General features: G+C 59.3%; 19 protein-coding genes. 7 read left to right on the top strand and 12 right to left on the bottom strand.

Features of this window, described 5'->3' with window-relative positions:
• Positions 1–2: 2 nt before the first annotated feature.
• The gene (locus ACR0KG_RS01380; protein WP_480826270.1) at positions 3–1,490 is read right to left on the bottom strand and encodes an ABC transporter substrate-binding protein; all 1,488 of its coding nucleotides are present in this window, start codon (positions 1,488–1,490) and stop codon (positions 3–5) included.
• A 169-nt stretch (positions 1,491–1,659) separates the two neighbouring features.
• Here ACR0KG_RS01380 and panB point away from each other — a divergent pair, with 169 nt between their 5' ends.
• The 4 genes from panB to ACR0KG_RS01360 all read left to right on the top strand — a co-directional run bounded on the left by panB (position 1,660) and on the right by ACR0KG_RS01360 (position 5,354).
• Positions 1,660–2,499, top strand: a complete 840-nt coding sequence (gene panB / locus ACR0KG_RS01375; RefSeq protein WP_480826269.1) for a 3-methyl-2-oxobutanoate hydroxymethyltransferase — start codon at positions 1,660–1,662, stop codon at positions 2,497–2,499.
• Complete coding sequence (panC, locus tag ACR0KG_RS01370; protein WP_480826268.1) at positions 2,496–3,347, top strand: pantoate--beta-alanine ligase; 852 nt, start codon at positions 2,496–2,498, stop codon at positions 3,345–3,347. The genes panB and panC overlap by 4 nt, the downstream gene beginning before the upstream one ends.
• A 72-nt stretch (positions 3,348–3,419) precedes the next feature.
• The gene (gene glpK / locus ACR0KG_RS01365) at positions 3,420–4,898 is read left to right on the top strand and encodes a glycerol kinase GlpK (protein ID WP_480826267.1); all 1,479 of its coding nucleotides are present in this window, start codon (positions 3,420–3,422) and stop codon (positions 4,896–4,898) included.
• A 39-nt stretch (positions 4,899–4,937) separates the two neighbouring features.
• A complete protein-coding gene (locus tag ACR0KG_RS01360) occupies positions 4,938–5,354 on the top strand; it encodes a VOC family protein (protein ID WP_480550992.1) in 417 nt (138 codons plus the stop codon).
• A 9-nt stretch (positions 5,355–5,363) separates the two neighbouring features.
• On the opposite strand, the gene smpB is transcribed toward ACR0KG_RS01360, so the two are convergent.
• The 10 genes from smpB to ACR0KG_RS01310 form a co-directional block, all read right to left on the bottom strand.
• The gene (gene smpB / locus ACR0KG_RS01355) at positions 5,364–5,840 is read right to left on the bottom strand and encodes an SsrA-binding protein SmpB (RefSeq protein WP_170379480.1); all 477 of its coding nucleotides are present in this window, start codon (positions 5,838–5,840) and stop codon (positions 5,364–5,366) included.
• A 57-nt stretch (positions 5,841–5,897) separates the two neighbouring features.
• Positions 5,898–6,440 (bottom strand): isopentenyl-diphosphate Delta-isomerase, encoded by a 543-nt coding sequence (gene idi / locus ACR0KG_RS01350; protein ID WP_353008698.1) that lies wholly within the window; start codon positions 6,438–6,440, stop codon positions 5,898–5,900.
• Positions 6,441–6,638: 198 nt separating this feature from the next.
• Positions 6,639–7,052 (bottom strand): c-type cytochrome, encoded by a 414-nt coding sequence (locus tag ACR0KG_RS01345; RefSeq protein WP_480826266.1) that lies wholly within the window; start codon positions 7,050–7,052, stop codon positions 6,639–6,641.
• A 120-nt stretch (positions 7,053–7,172) separates the two neighbouring features.
• On the bottom strand, positions 7,173–8,177 hold the full coding sequence (locus tag ACR0KG_RS01340; RefSeq protein WP_480826265.1) for a P1 family peptidase: 1,005 nt from the start codon (positions 8,175–8,177) through the stop codon (positions 7,173–7,175).
• 81 nt (positions 8,178–8,258) lie between these two features.
• Positions 8,259–9,005: an SDR family oxidoreductase gene (locus tag ACR0KG_RS01335; RefSeq protein ID WP_480826264.1), complete on the bottom strand. Its 747-nt coding sequence runs from the start codon at positions 9,003–9,005 to the stop codon at positions 8,259–8,261.
• A 60-nt stretch (positions 9,006–9,065) separates the two neighbouring features.
• On the bottom strand, positions 9,066–9,485 hold the full coding sequence (gene arfB / locus ACR0KG_RS01330) for an alternative ribosome rescue aminoacyl-tRNA hydrolase ArfB (RefSeq protein WP_480550986.1): 420 nt from the start codon (positions 9,483–9,485) through the stop codon (positions 9,066–9,068).
• Positions 9,486–9,748: 263 nt separating this feature from the next.
• Entirely contained in the window at positions 9,749–10,396 is a 648-nt protein-coding gene (locus tag ACR0KG_RS01325; RefSeq protein WP_480826263.1) for a queuosine precursor transporter, read from the bottom strand.
• Positions 10,397–10,487: 91 nt separating this feature from the next.
• Positions 10,488–11,372, bottom strand: coding sequence for an esterase-like activity of phytase family protein (locus ACR0KG_RS01320; RefSeq protein ID WP_480826262.1), 885 nt, complete (start codon positions 11,370–11,372; stop codon positions 10,488–10,490).
• The gene (gene mepA, locus ACR0KG_RS01315) at positions 11,345–12,208 is read right to left on the bottom strand and encodes a penicillin-insensitive murein endopeptidase (RefSeq protein WP_480826261.1); all 864 of its coding nucleotides are present in this window, start codon (positions 12,206–12,208) and stop codon (positions 11,345–11,347) included. Before mepA ends, ACR0KG_RS01320 begins: the two co-directional genes overlap by 28 nt.
• Positions 12,205–13,572: an MFS transporter gene (locus tag ACR0KG_RS01310; protein ID WP_170521177.1), complete on the bottom strand. Its 1,368-nt coding sequence runs from the start codon at positions 13,570–13,572 to the stop codon at positions 12,205–12,207. Before ACR0KG_RS01310 ends, mepA begins: the two co-directional genes overlap by 4 nt.
• A gap of 130 nt (positions 13,573–13,702) precedes the next feature.
• Between ACR0KG_RS01310 and ACR0KG_RS01305 the strand changes: the two genes are divergently transcribed.
• From ACR0KG_RS01305 to yaaA, 3 genes are all read left to right on the top strand, one after another.
• Positions 13,703–13,990, top strand: coding sequence for a YggT family protein (locus ACR0KG_RS01305; protein WP_170521175.1), 288 nt, complete (start codon positions 13,703–13,705; stop codon positions 13,988–13,990).
• 78 nt (positions 13,991–14,068) lie between these two features.
• Positions 14,069–16,108, top strand: coding sequence for a DNA helicase RecQ (gene recQ / locus ACR0KG_RS01300; protein WP_480826260.1), 2,040 nt, complete (start codon positions 14,069–14,071; stop codon positions 16,106–16,108).
• Between the two features lie 133 nt (positions 16,109–16,241).
• Positions 16,242–17,012 (top strand): peroxide stress protein YaaA, encoded by a 771-nt coding sequence (gene yaaA / locus ACR0KG_RS01295; RefSeq protein ID WP_480543472.1) that lies wholly within the window; start codon positions 16,242–16,244, stop codon positions 17,010–17,012.
• A gap of 83 nt (positions 17,013–17,095) precedes the next feature.
• On the opposite strand, the gene ACR0KG_RS01290 is transcribed toward yaaA, so the two are convergent.
• On the bottom strand, positions 17,096–19,285 hold the full coding sequence (locus tag ACR0KG_RS01290) for a response regulator (RefSeq protein ID WP_480826259.1): 2,190 nt from the start codon (positions 19,283–19,285) through the stop codon (positions 17,096–17,098).
• Between the last annotated feature and the right edge of the window lie 89 nt (positions 19,286–19,374).

Here is a 19,374-nt window from a genome sequence, read left to right as displayed (position 1 = left end):
CGCTACTCCGCCCAGCTGATCGCTGTCAGATCAATAGCCGCTGTCGGCGCGTTCTGCCACAGCCCTTGTACGCCTGCCTTGGCCACACCCAGTTTGGCCAGCTGGAACAGGTACCCGTTGACATAGTCGTTGGAAATCAGGCGCTGCGCCTCTCCCATCAACCGGGCCCGTTCCTCGGGGTCGGTGGTGGTGTTCAGCAGCTCCATCAGGGCCTGAAAATCCGTGCTGTCATATTGGAAGTAATAATCGGGCCGCGCATAGATACCGATATCCATCGGCTCGGTATGGCTGACGATGGTCAGGCCGAAATCCTTGCCCTTGAACACCGATTCCAGCCATTGCGCCCATTCTACATTGATGATCTCGGCGGTGATCCCAACCTCGGCCAATTGTGCTGCGATGATCTCTCCACCCCGGCGCGCGTAGGAAGGCGGCGGCAGGTGCAGCGTAGTCTCAAAGCCTTCGGCAAAACCGGCCTCAGCCAGCATAGCCTTGGCTTTTTCCGGGTCATAGGCAGATTGGCCGGTTAGATCGACATAGGCCGGGTTATGCGGCGCGAAATGGGTTCCGATGGGCGTGCCGTAGCCGAACATGGCTCCGTTGATGATGGCCTGACGGTCAATCGCATGAGCCAGAGCCTGCCGGACGCGGATATCATCAAACGGCGCTTGCTTGTTGTTGGTCGACAGGATCGTTTCGCCTTCGGTCGAGCCAACAAGAACCTGGAACCGTGGGTCAGCCTCGAACTGAGGCAGGTTCTCCGGCGCGGGGAAATTATCGAACACATCCACATCTTCGGCCATCATGGCAGCAAAAGCGGCGGTCGGGTCCGAGATGAATTTGAACGTCGCGCTCTCTAATGCAGGCTGATCGCCCCAATAGTCAGGATTGCGGTTCAATGTGATGCTGTCGCCCTGCACCCACTCGCCAAAGGTAAAGGCTCCGGTCCCTACTGGGTTTGTCTTGATATCATCGATGCTCTCAGAGGCTACGATCACTGCGTCACCCCAGGCCATGTTGAACAGGAAGTTACCGTTTGGTTCGGACAGGGTCACCTTGACGGTCAGCGGATCCACGGCCTCGACACTTTCAATTCCGGCAAAAAGGGCCTTCTGCGCGTTGGCGCTGTCTTCTGCCATTGCGCGATCAAGGCTGAATTTGACATCCTCAGCATCCATCGCGCTGCCGTCATGGAAGGTCACTCCATCGCGCAGCTTGAAGGTATAAACGGTGCCGTCATCCGAGATTTCCCAGCTTTCCGCCAGCCCCGGCACGACCGATCCATCGCCCATGAACCGGGTCAGACCTTCGAAGATGTTGGTGTAGACCACCGAATCGATGGCCTGAGCAGCCGCGCTGGTCGGATCCAGATGAGGCGGCTCTAACTGCATGGCGATTGTAATGTCCGATTGGGCCATCGCTTGTGTTGCCAGCAATCCGGCGCTTAACGCCAGCACCGAGCCAAAGGTTCGAAACACCTGCTTAGTCATGGAAACTCTCCCCGTTGAAGTCAACGCAGCCGCGTGTTTGCGGGCTTTCTGGGCCCAGTGTTCCTTTAAACCTAAGGTCATTCAAGGAAATGTTCGCGCAACCGGGGTTTCGTGGGCCCTGCTCGATCTGTTATGCCGCACTGCAACATGAACCCCGCAAGGAGCGAACATGAGCGCCACCGCCCGAAAAAAAGCCCCAAACGCCGAAGATATTCGCGCCCGGAAGGGCGGTGAGCCGCTGGTCAGTCTGACCGCCTATACCACCCCGATGGCGCGTTTGATGGACACCCATTGCGACTTTGTGCTGGTGGGTGACAGCGTTGGCATGGTGCTGCACGGACTGGAATCGACCCTTGGCGTGACGATGGAGATGATGATCCTGCACGGTCAGGCCGTCGCGCGCGGCTTGAACAGCGCGATGATGGTCATCGACATGCCCTTTGGCAGTTATGAACATTCCCCTGCCGATGCATTCCGCAATGCCGCCCGTCTGATGGCGGAGACCGGTGCGGGGGCTATTAAGCTGGAAGGTGGGGTCGAGATGGCCGAGACCATCCGCTTTCTGGTCAAGCGTGGCATTCCGGTGATGGCCCATATCGGCCTGACGCCGCAATCGATCAACACGCTGGGCGGGTACAAGGTTCAGGGCCGGGATGACCAAGCACATGCTGTGCTGGCCGATGCCCATGCGGTGGCCGAGGCGGGCGCGTTTTCCGTCGTGTTAGAGAAAGTTCCGCAAAATCTGGCCGATCAGATCACCAACGAAGTAGCGATCCCGACCATCGGCATCGGAGCCTCTGCCGGATGCGACGGGCAAATCCTTGTGGTTGACGATATGGTGGGCTTTTTCACGGCGTTCAAACCGAAATTCGTCAAACGCTATGCCGAACTGGGCCCGTTGGCCGAAGCCGCGATAGCCGAATACGCCGCCGAGGTGCGCGCGCGCAGTTTCCCGGCGGATGAACATGTCTTTGCCGATCAGGCCCCGGCCAAAGGGTCCAAGACATGACCGCACCAATCCTGCGCCGTCTGGCCGATCTGCGCGCGCTGACGACCGAATGGCACCGCAAGAGCGAAATCATCGGCGTTGTGCCCACCATGGGCGCGCTGCACCAGGGGCATCTGTCACTGGTTCAGGCCGCCAAGGCAGGCACGGACCGCGTGATCGTCACGATCTTTGTGAACCCCAAACAGTTCAACAACCCCGAAGATCTGACCAATTATCCGCGTACCGAGAGCGAGGATGCGCAAAAGCTGGTCCCTTACGGTGTTGATGCGATTTATGTGCCCGATCCCGATGAAATCTACCCGGCAGGCTTTTCAACCACTGTGATCGTCGGCGGCCTCACTGATATGATGGAGGGTCCCTTCCGCCCCGGCCATTTCGAGGGCGTCGCCACAGTGGTTGCCAAACTTTTCCTGCAAACGCAGGCGGATAAAGCCTATTTCGGCGAAAAAGATTATCAGCAACTGCTTGTCGTCCGCCGTATGGCCCGTGATCTGGACATCCCCGTTGAAGTTGTGGGCTGCCCTACGGTCCGCGAGCCCTCGGGTTTGGCCATGTCATCGCGCAACCTGCGGCTGTCGGCCAAAGGGCTAAAGATCGCAGCGCGAAAGAACACGCTTATGCAAGCGATGGCCAAAGAACTCGCCGCCGGCGCACCGTTCGAGCCACTTGCAGAGCAAGCAAGGGATGACTTGCTGGCCGCGGGGTTCACCGAGGTGGAATATATCGATCTGCGTTGTGCCGAAACGCTTGAGCCCCTGCCCAATGCATCACGCCCGGCCCGGCTGTTCGTCACCGCGTGGGCCGATGGCGTGCGCCTGATCGACAATACCCCCATTCCGGCGGCCTGATTTCTGCTCTGGCCCCTGCGCGAGTGTTTGCGCTAAAGTCCCGCAAAACCATGCGGGGGAGGAGCGCAGGCAATGACCTATATTCTGGCAATCGATCAGGGCACCACGTCCTCGCGCGCGATCTTGTTCGACGCACAAATGCAGGCCGTCGGCACCGCCCAGCGCGAATTTCCTCAGCATTTCCCGCAGGAAGGCTGGGTTGAACATGATGTTGAGGATATCTGGGACAGCGTTCTGACCGTCTGCCGTGAGGTGATGGAGACCAGCGGCGTCTCGGCCGACCAGATCGCCGGGATCGGCATCACTAATCAGCGCGAAACCACCGTGGTCTGGGACAAGACCACCGGCAAAGCCATCCACAACGCTATCGTCTGGCAGGACCGTCGCACCGCCGAGATCTGCGCCCGCTACAAACAAGCCGGGTGCGAGGATGATGTGACGGCCCAAACTGGGTTGCTACTGGACCCCTATTTTTCGGGCACCAAGGTCAAATGGCTTCTGGATACCGTCGACGGAGCCCGCGACCGGGCCGCGGCCCAAGAGCTGCTGTTTGGCACCATCGACAGCTTTCTGATCTGGCGTCTAACCGAAGGCCGTTGCCACGTCACCGATGCGACCAACGCCGCGCGCACCCTTCTGTTCGACATTCACAAAGGCGCGTGGAGCCCCGAGATTTGTGACCTGCTGGACGTGCCTTTGACGATGCTGCCAGAGGTGCTGGATTGCGCGGCTGATTTTGGCAGCACGTCCCTGCTGGGTGGCAACATACCAATTCTGGGTGTCGCAGGGGATCAGCAGGCCGCCACGATCGGTCAGGCCTGCTTTCAACCCGGCATGATGAAATCAACCTATGGCACAGGGTGTTTTGCGCTGCTGAACACGGGCGCGCAGCCCGTCGCCTCAAAAAACCGTCTGCTGACCACCATTGGCTATCAGTTAGACGGGCAAAAGACCTATGCGCTGGAAGGTTCGATCTTTATCGCGGGGGCTGCGGTGCAATGGCTGCGGGATGCGCTGAAAATCATCGATGCCGCCCCGCAAAGCGGCGATCTGGCGGCGCAGGCCGACCCGACTCAGCATGTGGTTCTGATCCCTGCCTTCACCGGCCTTGGTGCACCCTATTGGAAGCCTGATTGCCGGGGCGCGATGTTCGGGCTGACGCGCAATTCAGGCCGGGCCGAGATTGCCCGCGCCACGCTGGACAGCATCGCCTTTCAGACCCGCGACCTGTGGCATGCAATGCAAGGCGATTGGGGCGCCGAGGCCAATGTGATCCTGCGTGTCGATGGCGGGATGAGCGCGTCAGACTGGACCATGCAGGGCCTGTCGAACTGTCTGGGGGCCCCGGTGGATCGCCCGGTGATGCAGGAAACAACCGCATTGGGCGCGGCATGGCTGGCCGGGATGAAAGCGGGCGTCTATCCTGATCAGGAGGGTTTCGCCCAGACCTGGCAGCTTGATAAACGCTTTGAGCCCCAGATGGCGCAGGATGCCCGCGATGCCGCCTATGCCCGCTGGCAACGTGCTGTACAGGCGGCCATGTCATTCTAAAATCTATTGTCTTGGGCTTCCAAGACGAGGAGGGATACAATGATCAGCTATGTCACGGTTGGCACCGATGACGTCGGACAGGCCAAGCGGTTCTATTCGGCCTTCATGCCTGCGTTGGGCTATGAGCTTGAGGAAGGGCCCGAAGGTCTAAGCTATGCCCTGCCAGTGGAACCGGACCAATCACCGGTATTGCCCGAGTTCTATGTCAAACCCACCTTTGACGGAGCACCCGCCTCGGCGGGTAACGGGTCAATGACCGCATTCGAGGCGCAAAATCAGCAGCAGGTGCGTGATCTGCATGCCGCCGCACTGGCTGCTGGAGGATCCGACGAGGGTGCGCCAGGCTTTCGCGCCGCTTACGGACCCAATTTCTATGTTGGATACCTGCGCGATCCGCAGGGCAACAAGATTGCTCTGTTTTCGAGCAATCCGAACGAGCCTGGGCGGGACGACTAGCGCCGAGACTTAGCTGTGATCTTTCATCAATCGCTGCTTCTGGCGTGACCAGTCACGCTTGGCCTGGGTTTCGCGCTTGTCGTGAAGCTTTTTACCCTTGGCGATCCCGATCTTCAGCTTGGCCCGGCCCTTGTGGTTGAAATACAGAACCAACGGCACCAGCGTCATGCCCTTGCGTTGCGTTGCATTCCACAGGTTCGACAACTCCTTGCGCGAGACCAGCAACTTACGGCGGCGGCGTTCTTCGTGCTTGAACACCTTGGCCTGCTCATACGGCGCGATGTAGCTGTTGATCAGCCACAACTCGCCATCATCGACCGAGGCATAGCTTTCGGCGATGTTCGATCCACCGGCCCGAAGGGATTTGACCTCGGATCCTTCCAGCATGATGCCACACTCGATATCCTCTTCGATCGCGTAGTCGAAGCGGGCACGCCTGTTTTCGGCGATCACTTTGTAGTTTGGATCAGTCTTCTGCTTTGCCATGACGCGTTGATTTAGGCGGCTTGAACCCGCCATGCAAGGCCAGCACAAGCTTTGGCATCAGGATTGTGCGGAAATGATCAGGTCCGGGCCGAAAATCGTGTCCGAATGGTTGTGCAGATAGATTTTGAGCCAGGGTGTAAAGCGTTCCGGGTGGCGCTGCACCTCGGCCAGAAGATCGTGATAATCGATCCAGCGAATATCCATCACTTCGTCCGGGTTCGGCTCGATCTTCAGCGGGCCGCGTACGTGCGCCAGAAAAACGTCCACCACCTCATGCTCGATCAGGTTGTTGCCGACATCGGCGTGATACTCCAGACGATGGCGGTACTCGGGATACAACCCGGTGATCCCGAGTTCTTCGCGCAAACGGCGCACTGCGCAGGCTGAGGCCCCTTCGTCCCAATCAGGATGGGTGCAACAGGTGTTCGCCCACAGGCCCGGGGTGTGATACTTGCCCAACGCCCGGCGCTGCATCAGGATTTCAGTACCGCGCACCACAAAGACAGAGACAGCCTTATGCCTGAGGCCTTTTTCATGTGCCTCAAGTTTGTCCACGGGGGTCAACTCACCATCAACCCAAGCCGGGATCATGATTCCCATATGTCGTCTCCTGATGCCGATCCATCGGACTGGCGAACTTTGATGTGGTGCTATGGCCGGATCGGCTTGGCATCGGGGCCCGTCGGCCCCGGATCGGGCCGCGTTGGGACAAAATGGCAATGATCGGTCGGATTATCAACCTTACGAAAAGCCGCAGGTGAAGCGGCTTTTCGATATGTCATTGGATCATCTGAAAGCTTATTCGCCTGATACGCTGAGGATATAGGCATAGACATCCTCGCCACCGGATTTCAGTTTGAAGCTCATCTTTGACTTGGCCGCAGTGTCATCAAGGTATTCTTTGAGGAAGGCTCTGGGATCCTGAGAATAGGCGACAAAGGTTTCTTCGTCCCAGACAAGCCCATTCTCGCCAGCGGCCACGATGCTGTCGCCATATTTAAACCCTTCCAAAGTCCCAGCAGTCCGACCCGCAATTCCGTAAAGGTTCGGTCCGGTTTTACCGCCTTTTACAATCACATCACCCGAAGGATCAGCGATCATGTGGCAGGATTTGCATCTGTTGAAGGCTTTCTTGCCCGCCTCTGCATCCCCTTCTGCATAAACAGGTAAGGCAAGCAGCCCGACGATTGTGGTTGCGAGGAAACGATTCATTGTCTTTGCTCCAGATTTACGTGGCTGGCCTAACAGGAGCTTTGGAGCGCCAATGAGTCAACGCGCAGATTGCCGCGCGTGGGGCTGTGACGCTGTGGCAAAACGCCGGGCCTAACCGGTTTATCTGAGCTGTGACCAGCACGGTAGCAGGTCGCCGGGTGCGGGTGAGGCGAGGTAGACCGCGCGCGCGATGGCCCGCGCCAGACAGAGCGAAGCCGCATGGCCGATCATTCCAAGTTCGGTATCATTGGCCAACTGCACCTCACCTGTACTGACGCCAAAGACCAAATCGCCATCCCCCGGTGTGTGGGCAGGCAAAACCGCGCGCGCGATACCATCATGCGCGGCTACGGCCAGCCTGTAACATTGAGATTTTGACAAGGCCGCATCGGTGGCAACAATGGCGATTGTGGTATTTGATTTCTCGGGATCGGCCCGCATTGCGCTGGCCTTGCGGCTCGCACAAGGCTGACCCAAACCGGCGCGCGGATCAGAGCCTAAACCGCCGAATTCTTTCCCTTGTTCGAATGGTGCCGCCCAGAAATGCCGGTCGCCTTGGGTGGTTACGCTCCCCATGGGATTGGCCGCAACAAGCGCACCCACCGTGATCCCTGTGTCTAGCACTGCTGAAGCCGAGCCCAACCCGCCCTTCTGCATGGCGGCCAAGGCACCGGTTCCTGCGCCAGCTGTGCCTAGTACAAAGTCTTCGCTGGCCGCCTCAAAAGCGCGCCGCCCCAATGCGCGGTAGGGATTTTCGGGCCAGTCTTTGTTGCCGCCATTCAATAGATCGAACAGGATCGCGCCGGGAACGATGGGGACCGCAGTATTGCCAACCGGATATCCCCGGCCTTGGGCCCTTAGCGCATCTGACGCGCCCGAGCAGGCGTCGAGCCCAAAGGCTGATCCGCCAGACAGGGCAATCGCGTCGACATGGGCGACCGATTTATCGGGGGCCAGAAGATCGGTCTCGCGTGTTCCGGGCGCGCCGCCCATTACGTGAACCGAAGCAGTGAATGGCGCGTCCGCCATAAAGACGGTTGTGCCGGATTTGAGATCCGCATCCTGCGCATTGCCGACCTTCAGGCCGGGGACATCGGTGATCAGGTTTCGGGGTCCGGGGGTCATTTTCGCCTTTTTTGTTGGGCCGAAAGCGCGCTGGTGCGTGCTGCCTCCGGCGGAGGTATTTTTGAACAGAAGAAAAGCGGATCAAATGCAGCGGCCACCGTCGACCTCAAGCGCTGTGCCGGTGATCATGCTGGCCTCATCCGAGCAGAGGAACAGGGCGGCATTGGCCATGTCCTGAGGGGTTGAGAAGCGACCGAGCGGGATGGTCGAGAGGAACTTGGCTCGAATCTCGGGCGTGTCTTCGCCCATGAAGGATTTCAGCAGCGGCGTTTCCCCTGCAACCGGGCAGATGGCATTAACGCGTACGCCCGAAGGGGCCAATTCGACCGCCATGGTTTTCGTCGCGGTGATCATCCAGCCCTTAGAGGCGTTGTACCAGTTCAGATTGGGGCGCGGCGAAAGCCCGGCGGTTGAGGCGACGTTGAGGATCGCCCCGGCGCCGCGCGCTTTCATCGCCGGAACAAAGGCGCGGGCAGTCAGGTAAACGGACTTCATGTTCACGTTGAAGACGCGATCAAAATCTTCTTCGCTGACGTCTTCCAGCGGGGTGGGCAGATGGGTGACGCCAGCGTTGTTGACCAGAATATCGAGCTGCCCATATGCGGCCTCGACCGCGCCGGCCATCGCCTGAACCGACGCCCCGTCGCTAACATCCACTTGCTGCGCCATCGCGCCAGAACCCAGTTGCACCGCCAGATCCTGCGCCGCGGCGGCGTTGATGTCAGCGATCATCACGCGCGCGCCCTCGGCCAGAAACGTCTGAACGATCCCGGCCCCGAACCCAGACGCACCGCCGGTTACGATTGCCGTTTTCCCCTCCAGCCTCATGGTGTTATCCTCCTGCCGCTTTTGCGGGTCAGAGTATCAACGGGTCGGCAAGATACCAGATCAATCTTCAGATACTTTCCCGCGCAGCGCCTTGACGTCGCCACGGGCCTTTTTCGCGGCCAGACGGCGTTTGACTGAGCCGTAGGTAGGCTTGGTGGCAATCCGCCGCTTGGGCTTGACCAGCGCCCTTGAAATCAACTCAGCCAATCGGGTGCGCGCGATCTCGCGGTTGCGGGCCTGAGAGCGGGTTTCCTCACATTGAATGATGATCGCCCCATCTTTGGTCCAGCGTCGCCCGGCCAGCCGTTTCAGGCGGTTCTTCACCTGCTCGGGCAGCGACGGTGAACGCGCGGCTTCGAACCGCAGCTCGACAGCGGTCGAGACCTTGTTGACATTCTGCCCGCCGGGACCGGAGGAGCGGACGAAGCTCTCGGTCATTTCCCAATCCTGTAGGATGATATCGTCGGTGATGCGCAACATGGGGCGGACCTTACAAGGCGTCAGGGAAAACAGAAAGGGCCGCCCCGGTGGGACGGCCCTTCGAAAGTTCAGGAGGTTGGGTCGGTTAGATCAATCGACCAGCCGGAGCGAGCGCTCCGCCAAGGGCTGCCCTAGCAGGCGATCCCCCCGGTTGTTCCGACACCTCTCTCCAATCTCTTTCTCGACACTGGATCACCTCCTTTTCTATCTGTTGCGGTTAACTTTGAGCCTGACACAAGATGCACCATTCTCAAAGCACTTTTTTAGGCAGGCTGTGCGGCGGTCAGACGGGCGACGATCACCTTGAACGGGATCAAGGCAATCAGGGCCAGCGACAGCTTTACCAACCAATCCGCGAAAGCCAGCGTAACCCAGAGCGGAGCCATCGGTCCGGACAGCATGAACGGCACAGGCTCCCACGCCCAGTTGATCGCGGCGTCCGCGTTTGCGCCGAAGAAGGTGACCGAGGCCGAGAAGGCCAGCGTAAAGAAGATCGCCGTGTCTAGCGCCGATCCGACAAGGGTCGAGACCAGCGGAGCACGCCACCAGCGGCCACCGCGCAGCGAATTGAAGATGGTCACATCAGTCAACTGCGCGATCAGGAAGGCGGTGCCGGACGCGACCGCAATCCGCAGCGGCACGGCGGCATAGGTGAACCCATCACCCTGCAGCATGATCTGGCTGCCGATCAGTGAGCAGATGATACCGGTGACAAACCCGGCGAACACGACCTTGCGGGCCGGGCCCACGCCATAGACGCGGTTCATGATGTCAGTGACCAGGAAGGCCAGCGGATAGGTGAAAGCACCCCAGGTCAGCAATCCGTCAAGGATCAGGAACTGGACCAGAATGTTCGAGGCCACAACAATGGCGGCCATGGCAATAATGCCGGGAATATAAGAGCGTTGCATTTTCAGATGCCCGTTTTGACAAGGTAGCGGCGACTTGGCCAAGGGTTCATCCCAAGGCAAGCCGTGCGTTTAGACCTTTGCCCTGCACCTGTCAATCGGGCAGTAGATATTCGACCAGTTCGGTCTGTTGCAGCGCCAGAAAATTGTCGTCCGAGATCATCGTGGCGCGCAGCCGCCCCTGATCGTCGCGCCAGACGGATAGGCCCTCCAGATTGTCATGCGTGCCTTTGCTGGTCTCGAACAGGATTTCCTCTGCTTCCGGGGTATCGCCAGAGACATCCCACCGCCGCAGTCGCGACCGAAACCCGGTAATGGAGGCCGTCCGCTCTAGCACATAGAACCGGCCATCGGGGCCGAAATCGGCTGCAACAGGTTGGAACTGACCACGTTGCGGCAGCACGAAAGGCGTCGACCAGACCTGACCATCCCAGCGATAAACCGGGATATCACCATCTATTGTGCGGCTCTTTTCAGTGAGCGTATACAGGCGGCCGGTGTCGTCGATCGCCAGCCCTTCGAACGATCCATTCCGCTCCAAATCATCAAAGGCCTTGGGGCGCGGCAAGACTCGGGCATTTGTCCCCGGTGCCGGATAGTAGGCGACCCGGTGCACACCTTCGAAAGAGATGTAGAAACCACCATCCGGGGCCATCGCGATCCCTTCGGAATCGCCAGCATAGCCCAGCATGATGCGCCCGGTACTGGATAAGACCGGCCAATGACCCAGAATGCGAATGCCTGAGATCTGATCCCCGTCGCGGTCGACCCGCCCAGTTATCAAGGTCGCCCGGTCGCTGAGAACCGTCAGATGGCGCCCCATGTCAGACACATGGATCGCCGAGAATCCACCGAACCACGCGGCGTTGTCCCTCCAGACATAACTGCCAAGCTGGGCGGCGGTTTTGACCTCAACCGCCCAGACCGACCCGGCACACAGAGATGCAGCAATCAGTTTGACGACAAAACGGCGGCGCATTGCTTGGGCAAATCGGCCAGAACATATTCCCGGCGTTTCTTGGGGGCAGGCGCATTCGGATCGGGCGGTGGCGGGTTGAGAATGTTGTTCACCCATTCCTGCGCCTGAGCGCAGCCATCACCTTTGGGGATAGGGTCCTGATTGACGCAGCCTTTTGACCCTCTGGGACAGTTCAGGCGCACGTGGAAATGATAGTGATGCCCCCACCAAGGCCTGATCTTGCGCAGGTAAGCACGGTTGCCTTTCTCATCCTTGCACATCTGAACCTTGGCCCCGGGGAAGACAAAAATCCGCGCCACGCGCTTGTCTTTCGCTGCTGCGCGCAGCACAGCGTGGTGTTGTTTCGTCCAGTTGTTGTTCACGAACGCCCCGTTCGAGCGGCGCAGGGAAATGGATGAGAGATTTTCGCGTGCTTTGCGGCTCAGGCGCATATCGCCCCCTGGCAGCATCCAGATATCGATATCCAGACCCAGTTGATGAGACCGATGACCCGATGTCATCGGCCCGCCCCTTGGCTGGCTGATATCCCCGACATAAAGGCCATTCCACCCCGGTTGCTTTGCGGCAAACCGGCTGAGGTCCTGCACATAGTCTATCGCAACAGGATGCCCCCAGTTTCGGTTGCGCGACAGGCGCATGGCCTGCCAAGTCGGTCCGGTTTCAGGCAACTGCACCGAGCCGGCCGCGCATCCACGCGAATAACTGCCGAAAGCAGCCGGTTTTTGTTGTGAACTAACCCGTTTTGACCCGAACAACTGTTTCGCCAAAGGTTCGGCCGTCGCCGTGCTTGCCAGTGCAAGTGCGGCCAAAGCGATTAAAAAACGTCGTAAAATCATCTGCTCTGATCCCCTTCCGGTTTCACCCAGCGCATTAGGAACAGCCCCAGAATAAACAACAGGACGATGGGTGACACCCCCAGTCGCGCGCTGCCGGTCACGGTTGTGGCAATCCCGATCAGCAGCGGCGCGGCAAAGGCTGTGGCGCGGCCCGACAGACCATAAAGCCCAAAGCTTTCAACCGGGGTGGCGGGATCCGTATGGCGTACCATCATCGAGCGGCTGGCCGATTGCAGGATACCGCCCATGCCACCAATCAGCACACCGCAGCCAAAGAACACCAGATCCGGCAGGTTGGACCCTTCAGGCAGGGAGATGCCGTAGATTTGCGTCCGGTCCATCATCACCACCGTAGCGCAGACAAAGATCAGCACCCAGATCGCGGTCAAAATCACCGGTTTAGGGCCGTATTTCCGATCCATCTTGCCGCCGATCCAAGCAAAGATGGCCGAGGCCAGAACGCTGACGATCCCGAACACGCCGATCTTGATCAGGTCCCATTCCAGCACCAGCCGCGCGTAAACGCCGCCAAAGCTGTAAAGCCCGTTCAGCGCGTCGCGGTAGAACATGGACGAACCCAGATAAGCCGCCAGACTGCCCCGATGACGCAAGGCGGCGATCGACTTGCCTAAAAGGCGCAACGCCTCTCCGACGCTGCCCTTCTTTTCGGTTTGCGGATCATCGCGCACCCACAGGAAATAGGGCACCATGAACAGAACGAACCACCCGGCGGTGAACGGACCGACAAAACGCGTGCCCTCGCGCGCGGCGGCGTCCAGCCCGAACAAGGGCTCCATTCCGATCAGGGTCTTGCCATTGGGCTGTTCCACAAACAGCGCCAGCATGATTGCGAGCGAGATCAGACCGCCGAAATACCCGAACGCAAAGCCCGAGCCGGAAATCTCGCCCACTTCGTTATCGTCCCCCAGATCGGGCAGCTGAGAATTGATGAAGATCAGCGCATATTCCGCCCCTACAAAGCCCAGACCAAAAGCCGACAGCATCAGCCACATATTCGAGCCATCGGGCATCGTGTACCACAGCGCAGCCGAGCCCACCGCGTACATCACCGAAAAGGCGAAAATCCACGGGATGCGCCGCCCCGACACATCCGCCATTGCGCCCAGCAAGGGCGCCCCGAACGCGATGATCAGACCGGTGATGGTCAGGCAGTTTGCCCAGACCGTCTGCGCCTGCGCGGCGGCGGCCTCGGCACCCAGCCCGGTATTTGCGTAATACCCGGCGGCGACCCCTGCGAAATAGGGGCCGAACACAAATGTCACCAGCAGAGTGTGATAGGGCTGGCTGGCCCAGTCGAAAAACCACCAGCCCCAGATGCGCTTGCGCTTGGAAATCTCTGCCATGACTGCCCCTGTTCTTCTTTGTCTTCATAAGACGGGGCTTTGTCCAAATTCGCAAGCTTTCAGTTGGGCCGGACTTGCTCTTTACGACAGGGGCGCTTAGGTCTCTGTTCGGTGAAAGAACGGAGTGCCCATGCTGTCGCTGATCCAAATCCTGCTGCTGATCCTGGACATTGTCTGGTTTATCATCCTTGCCCATGTGATCATGAGCTGGCTGATCAACTTTCAGGTGCTCAACCTGCATCAACAACTGGTCGCGCAAATCTGGTACGGCCTGAACCGTTTGTTAGAGCCTATATATGGCCCGATCCGCCGTGTTCTGCCCAATATGGGCGGGCTGGACCTGACACCTTTGGTGGTGCTGATCGGGGTCTATGCGCTGCGGATCATTCTGATCAACAATATGGGCTATTTTGTCTGAGGCCTTGTTCACCGAATCTTAGTATGTGATTGTCCTGTCTTAAGAGCAGATAAACCTTAAAACAGGGCACCCCCGCAGATGTTCGACTCCGCGCCTTTGCTGCGAGATGTCTTTGGATTCGACGCCTTCCGCCCCGGGCAGGAAGAGATTGTCGATGCCGTGACCGCTGGCGAAAACGTGTTGGCCATCATGCCCACGGGGGGCGGTAAATCCTTATGTTTCCAACTGCCTGCCCTGCTGCGCGACGGGGTGACGGTGGTGATCTCTCCACTCATCGCCCTGATGCGCGATCAGGTGCGTGGGCTGCAAGAGGCGGGCGTTGAGGCCGGGGCGCTGACATCCGGCAATACACAGGAAGAAACCGATGCGGTGTGGGAGGCGCTGGAGGCCGGGCGGCTGAAGCTGCTCTATATGGCCCCTGAACGTCTGGCCGCCGGGTCGGCGCTGGGAATGCTGCGCCGGATCAATGTCAACCTGATCGCCGTGGACGAGGCGCATTGCGTCAGCCAATGGGGCCATGATTTCCGCCCCGATTACCTGCGGATCGGAGAGCTACGGCGCGCGCTGAACGTGCCATTGGCCGCCTTCACCGCCACGGCGGATGCGGAAACGCAGGACGAGATTGTCGAAAAACTGTTCGACGGCACCGCCCCGCGCGAGTTCCTGCGCGGGTTCGACCGGCCCAACATCCATTTGGCCTTTGGCGCCAAGGATGGCCCCCGCAAGCAGGTCCTCGACTTTGCCGGTGCCCGCAAGGGGCAGTCGGGCATTGTCTATTGCGGCACCCGCAACAAGACCGAAGTGCTGGCGCAGGCGCTGCGGGCCGAGGGCCACTCGGCCTGTCATTACCACGGCGGGATGGAGGCCGAGGACCGCCGCATCGTCGAAACCCGGTTCGCGCGCGAAGATGGGCTGATCGTGGTCGCCACGGTCGCCTTTGGCATGGGCATCGACAAACCCGATATCCGCTGGGTCGCCCATGCGGACCTGCCCAAATCCATCGAGGCTTATTATCAGGAAATCGGCCGCGCAGGCCGCGATGGTGGCCCGGCTGAAACCCTTACCCTGTTTGGCCCAGACGACATCCGCCTGCGCCGGTCGCAGATCGATGAAGGGCTGGCCCCACCTGAAAGGCGCATGGCTGACCATGCGCGTTTGAATGCACTGCTGGGGTTGGCTGAAGCTTTGAAATGTCGCCGTCAGACCCTGTTGGGCTATTTCGGAGAACAGGCCGAAGCCTGCGGCAAATGCGATCTGTGCGATACCCCGCCCGAGGTTTTCGATGGCACCACACCGGTGCGCATGGCCCTATCTGCGATCTTGCGCACTGAGGAATGGTTTGGCTCAGGCCATCTGATCGACATTCTTTTGGGCAATGAAACCGACAAAACACGCGCCCGCTGCCATGACACGTTATCCACCTGGGGGATCGGCAAGGACTGGTCCCGCCCCCAATGGCAAGCGATCTTCCGGCAGATGATGGGGCATGATCTGGTGCGCCCCGACCCCGAGCGCCACGGCGCGCTGCGTATGACCGAGGCAGCGAAACCGATCCTCAAGGGTGAGGCGCAGATTGAGCTGCGCAAAGACACGATCCGCAAGGCCACGCGCCGCCCTGCGGTCAAAGCGATGGTATGCGAGGAAGACGCGCCGCTGCTGAGCGCGCTCAAAGCCAAGCGCCGGGCCTTGGCGGAATCCGCCCGTGTTCCGGCCTATGTCATCTTCCCGGATCGGACCCTGATCGAAATGGCCGAAAAGCGCCCGATGACGCTGGATGATATGGCCCGGATTGGCGGGGTCGGTGCGAAGAAGCTGGAACGCTATGGCGACACGTTTCTTGAGGTGATCGCGGGTGAGGCCGCTGCAGTTCACCCCGCGCGCCGTAAACTCGCGGGCCGCGATCAGGGTGAGATTTATGACCGTTTGCTAGAGGTACAGTCCCAGTTGTCACGTGGTCCGGATGGAATCGACAAACCACTGACTTGCTCTGCCTCGCAACTGGCGAAGGTGGCGCAGCTACGCCCGGATGATCCGCGCGGGATCGAACAGGTGCTGGGCGACCGCCGTCACGAAAGGTTTGGTGTGGCCTTTCTGGACGTGCTGCGAGATGCAGGTTAGGTCGTTTCGCGTCGCAATGGTGTCAAAAGACGATGCCTCTCCCTGCGGTCGACCGCGCCTTTCGACAAAAGCTCTTTTGGTAAAACGCAAAACGACCTAGATACCGCAGGACAGGCAAGGAAAGAGGGCGGATATGCTGGTAGTGATTTCCCCGGCCAAGCGGCTGGACTGGGCAGAGCGGGATGTTGAGGTCACGTCACCCGATTTTCAGGACGACGCAATCCGACTGTCAAAAACCACCCGCAACCTAACCCTTGGCGATCTGAAAAAGCTGATGGACCTCAGTGATGATCTGGCGCGTCTGAACCGCGACCGCTATCGCGCCTTTGCCGACGCGCCTGAGGCTGACACCACCCGCCCCGCCGCGCTGGCGTTTGCTGGCGACACCTATCAGGGGCTTGAAGCTGCGTCACTGGATGCGGATGAGATGGCCTGGGCGCAGGATCACCTGCGCATTCTGTCCGGCCTTTATGGCGTGTTGCGCCCCTTGGACGCAATTCAACCCTATCGGTTGGAGATGGGCAGCAAGCTGAAGACCCGCCGTGGTAAAAACCTGTATGAGTATTGGCGCGACCAACTGAGCAAGGCGCTGAATGCGCAGGCCGAAGAGGTTGGCAGCGATGTTTTGGTGAATTGCGCCAGTCAGGAATATTTTGGCGCAGTGGACTTGAAGGCCCTGAAACTGCGTGTGATCACGCCGGTCTTTATGGAAGACAAGGCGGGCAGCCCCAAGATCGTGAGCTTTTTTGCCAAGAAAGCCCGCGGTGCAATGGCGCGGTACATTGTTCAAAACCGCCTGACCGATCCGCACGCGTTGCTGGAATTTGACAGCGGCGGCTATGCATACCGCCCTGATTTGTCAGAAGCTAACAAACCGGTATTTGTACGGCCCTATCAAGCCTGATGGGCAGGGCAAGCGGTTGGAGCGCGGGGCCAGCCCCTCGCGCTCCCCGAGGTTTTTTTTGGACAGAAGACGGCGCGGCCATTTCAATCCGTTTCAGGTTTGATAGGAGCAGTGCCGTCGGGGCGGTGATCCAGGATCATCTGATGGATCAGCTTTTTGTGCAGCGGTTTGGTCAGGTAGTGATCAAGTCCGGCTGACAGGATACTTTGATCATCTCCTGCCATGGCATGGGCGGTCAGGGCTACGATGGGAATGTGCTGCCCGGTTTCAATCTCTTGCCTGCGAATCTCGGCGGTGGCCTGTTTGCCATCCATCTTTGGCATCGAAATATCCATAAAGATCAGATCGGGGGCAAAGTCTTGATGGGCCCCGACCGCCTCAATCCCGTTTCCGGCAAAGCGCAGTTCGATGTTCAGGTCTTTCACCATCTTTTTAAGGATCAGTTGATTGGTGCGATTATCCTCGGCTGCCAATACGCGCATCAGCCTGTCCCCTTCGACGCGTACCTCAGGCTCAGAATCATCAGCAGGTTCTGGGCTGAGCACAGAACTGCCTAGCGCGATCAGGCGGTTATAGAGCTCGGAGCGAGGGATGGGTTTTTGCAGAACGCCATCGATCAACTTCCGCGCGGGATTGGCGTGGATGACACCCGGATTGGCGGACATGATCACCAGAGGCACATCGGCCCAGCCGCGATCTTTCAGCGTTGTTGCCAGTTCCAGCCCGTCCATATCGGGTAGATCGTGATCGCAGAGGATCAGATCAATCGATGCATCCAGTTTTGACAGGGCTTCGCTGCCCGATGCGCAGACCGTGACCTCAGCGCCCATCCGGCTGAGTTGTTTTTCAAGGATCGCCCGGTTCACGGCCAGATCCTCGACCACCATGACGTTCTTCAGACGTCCGTCCAGATCAGGCGGCACGGGTTGCGGACCTTCCGCTGTAGGCAGAGAGATACGGAACCCAAAGCACGAGCCCTGCCCCAGCTCACTTTCTACCCAGACCGTGCCGCCCATCATCGTGATCAGACGTTTGGTGATGGCCAGGCCCAGACCTGTGCCCTCAAACTGGCGGTTGCGTTCGTCTTCGACCTGATTGAACTCTCCAAAAATATGCCCGATTTTGTCGGCTTCGATCCCGATCCCGGTATCCTCGATCGCAATGTGGATGTCGCAGTGCTGCTGATCGGGATGGGGCACGCCGGTGACGCGGATCAGCACATGCCCTTCGGTCGTGAACTTGACTGCATTGCCCACCAGGTTGGTCAGCACCTGCCGCACCCGCCCCGGATCACCGACAAAAAGCGTGGGCAGGAACAGGTCATAATCCACCAGCAGGGTCAGGCCTTTGTCGCGCACGCTGGGCTGCAACAGCATCGCAACCTCAAGAATACAGCGTTCCAGATCGAACTTTTCAGGATGCAGGATCAGCTTGTCGGCTTCGATTTTCGAGTAATCCAGAACATCGTTGATAATGACCAGCAAAGCCTCACCTGAGTTGCGGATCGTATTGACGTAAAGGCGTTGTTCTTCGTCCATCGGCGTCTCGGAGAGCAACTCGGTCATGCCGACGATACCGTTCATCGGCGTGCGAATCTCATGGCTCATATTCGCAAGGAAAGCCGATTTGGCGCGGTTCGCAGCTTCGGCCCTGTCGCGGGCGGCCTGCAACTCGGCCTCATGCCGTACCGAGGCGGTGATGTTCAGCGCCAGGCTCACCACATCGCCCCCGCTGCCGCGTTGGTCGATCAGGCGGATGTACTGGCCGTTCCACAGCTGGACCACCTCGGGCGGAGGGTTGGAACGCGTCCAACGCCTTTGCATACGGGAACACCATTCGGTTGCGCTTTCCCGACCAATATCCACAATCCCTTCGCTGGTCAGCAGCTCCAGAATACGCATGTATGAGATACCCGGCGTGACCTCATCCAACCCTTCGAACACGCTCAGATAGGAGGTATTGGCACTGATTAGCCGGCTGCCGCCATCAAAAAAGGCAAACCCGTCCTGAATGGTCTGGATCGAATGCCACAAGCGCCGTTCAGCCACTTCGATCTTGGCATTGGCGACCGTCAGGTCGGATTTGACCTTTTCATTCTCGTCCCGGACCGTCTCAACCTCGGCCTGGGTTTCGCCAATGCGCTTGGTCAGGGCCATGGCGTGGCGACCCAACTTGCGATTGGCCGAGGACAATTCCGCCTGTTTCAGTTCCAGCATCCGCTCGGCCGCAAGGCGCGCGCGTCGTTCTTGTGCCAGCTTCTGTGCAAGACTCATTGCGTTCGATCCCGTTCGTTCCATGCGCAGCATCCCGCCAACCGGTGAAAAAGTGTTTAAGCCGTTGCGTGACTGGCAGGCCGCGTGCG

This window comes from Ruegeria sp. H4, from assembly GCF_056533065.1.
Note: the sequence above shows the minus strand (reverse complement) of the source record. Positions and strands in the feature narration are given on the sequence as shown.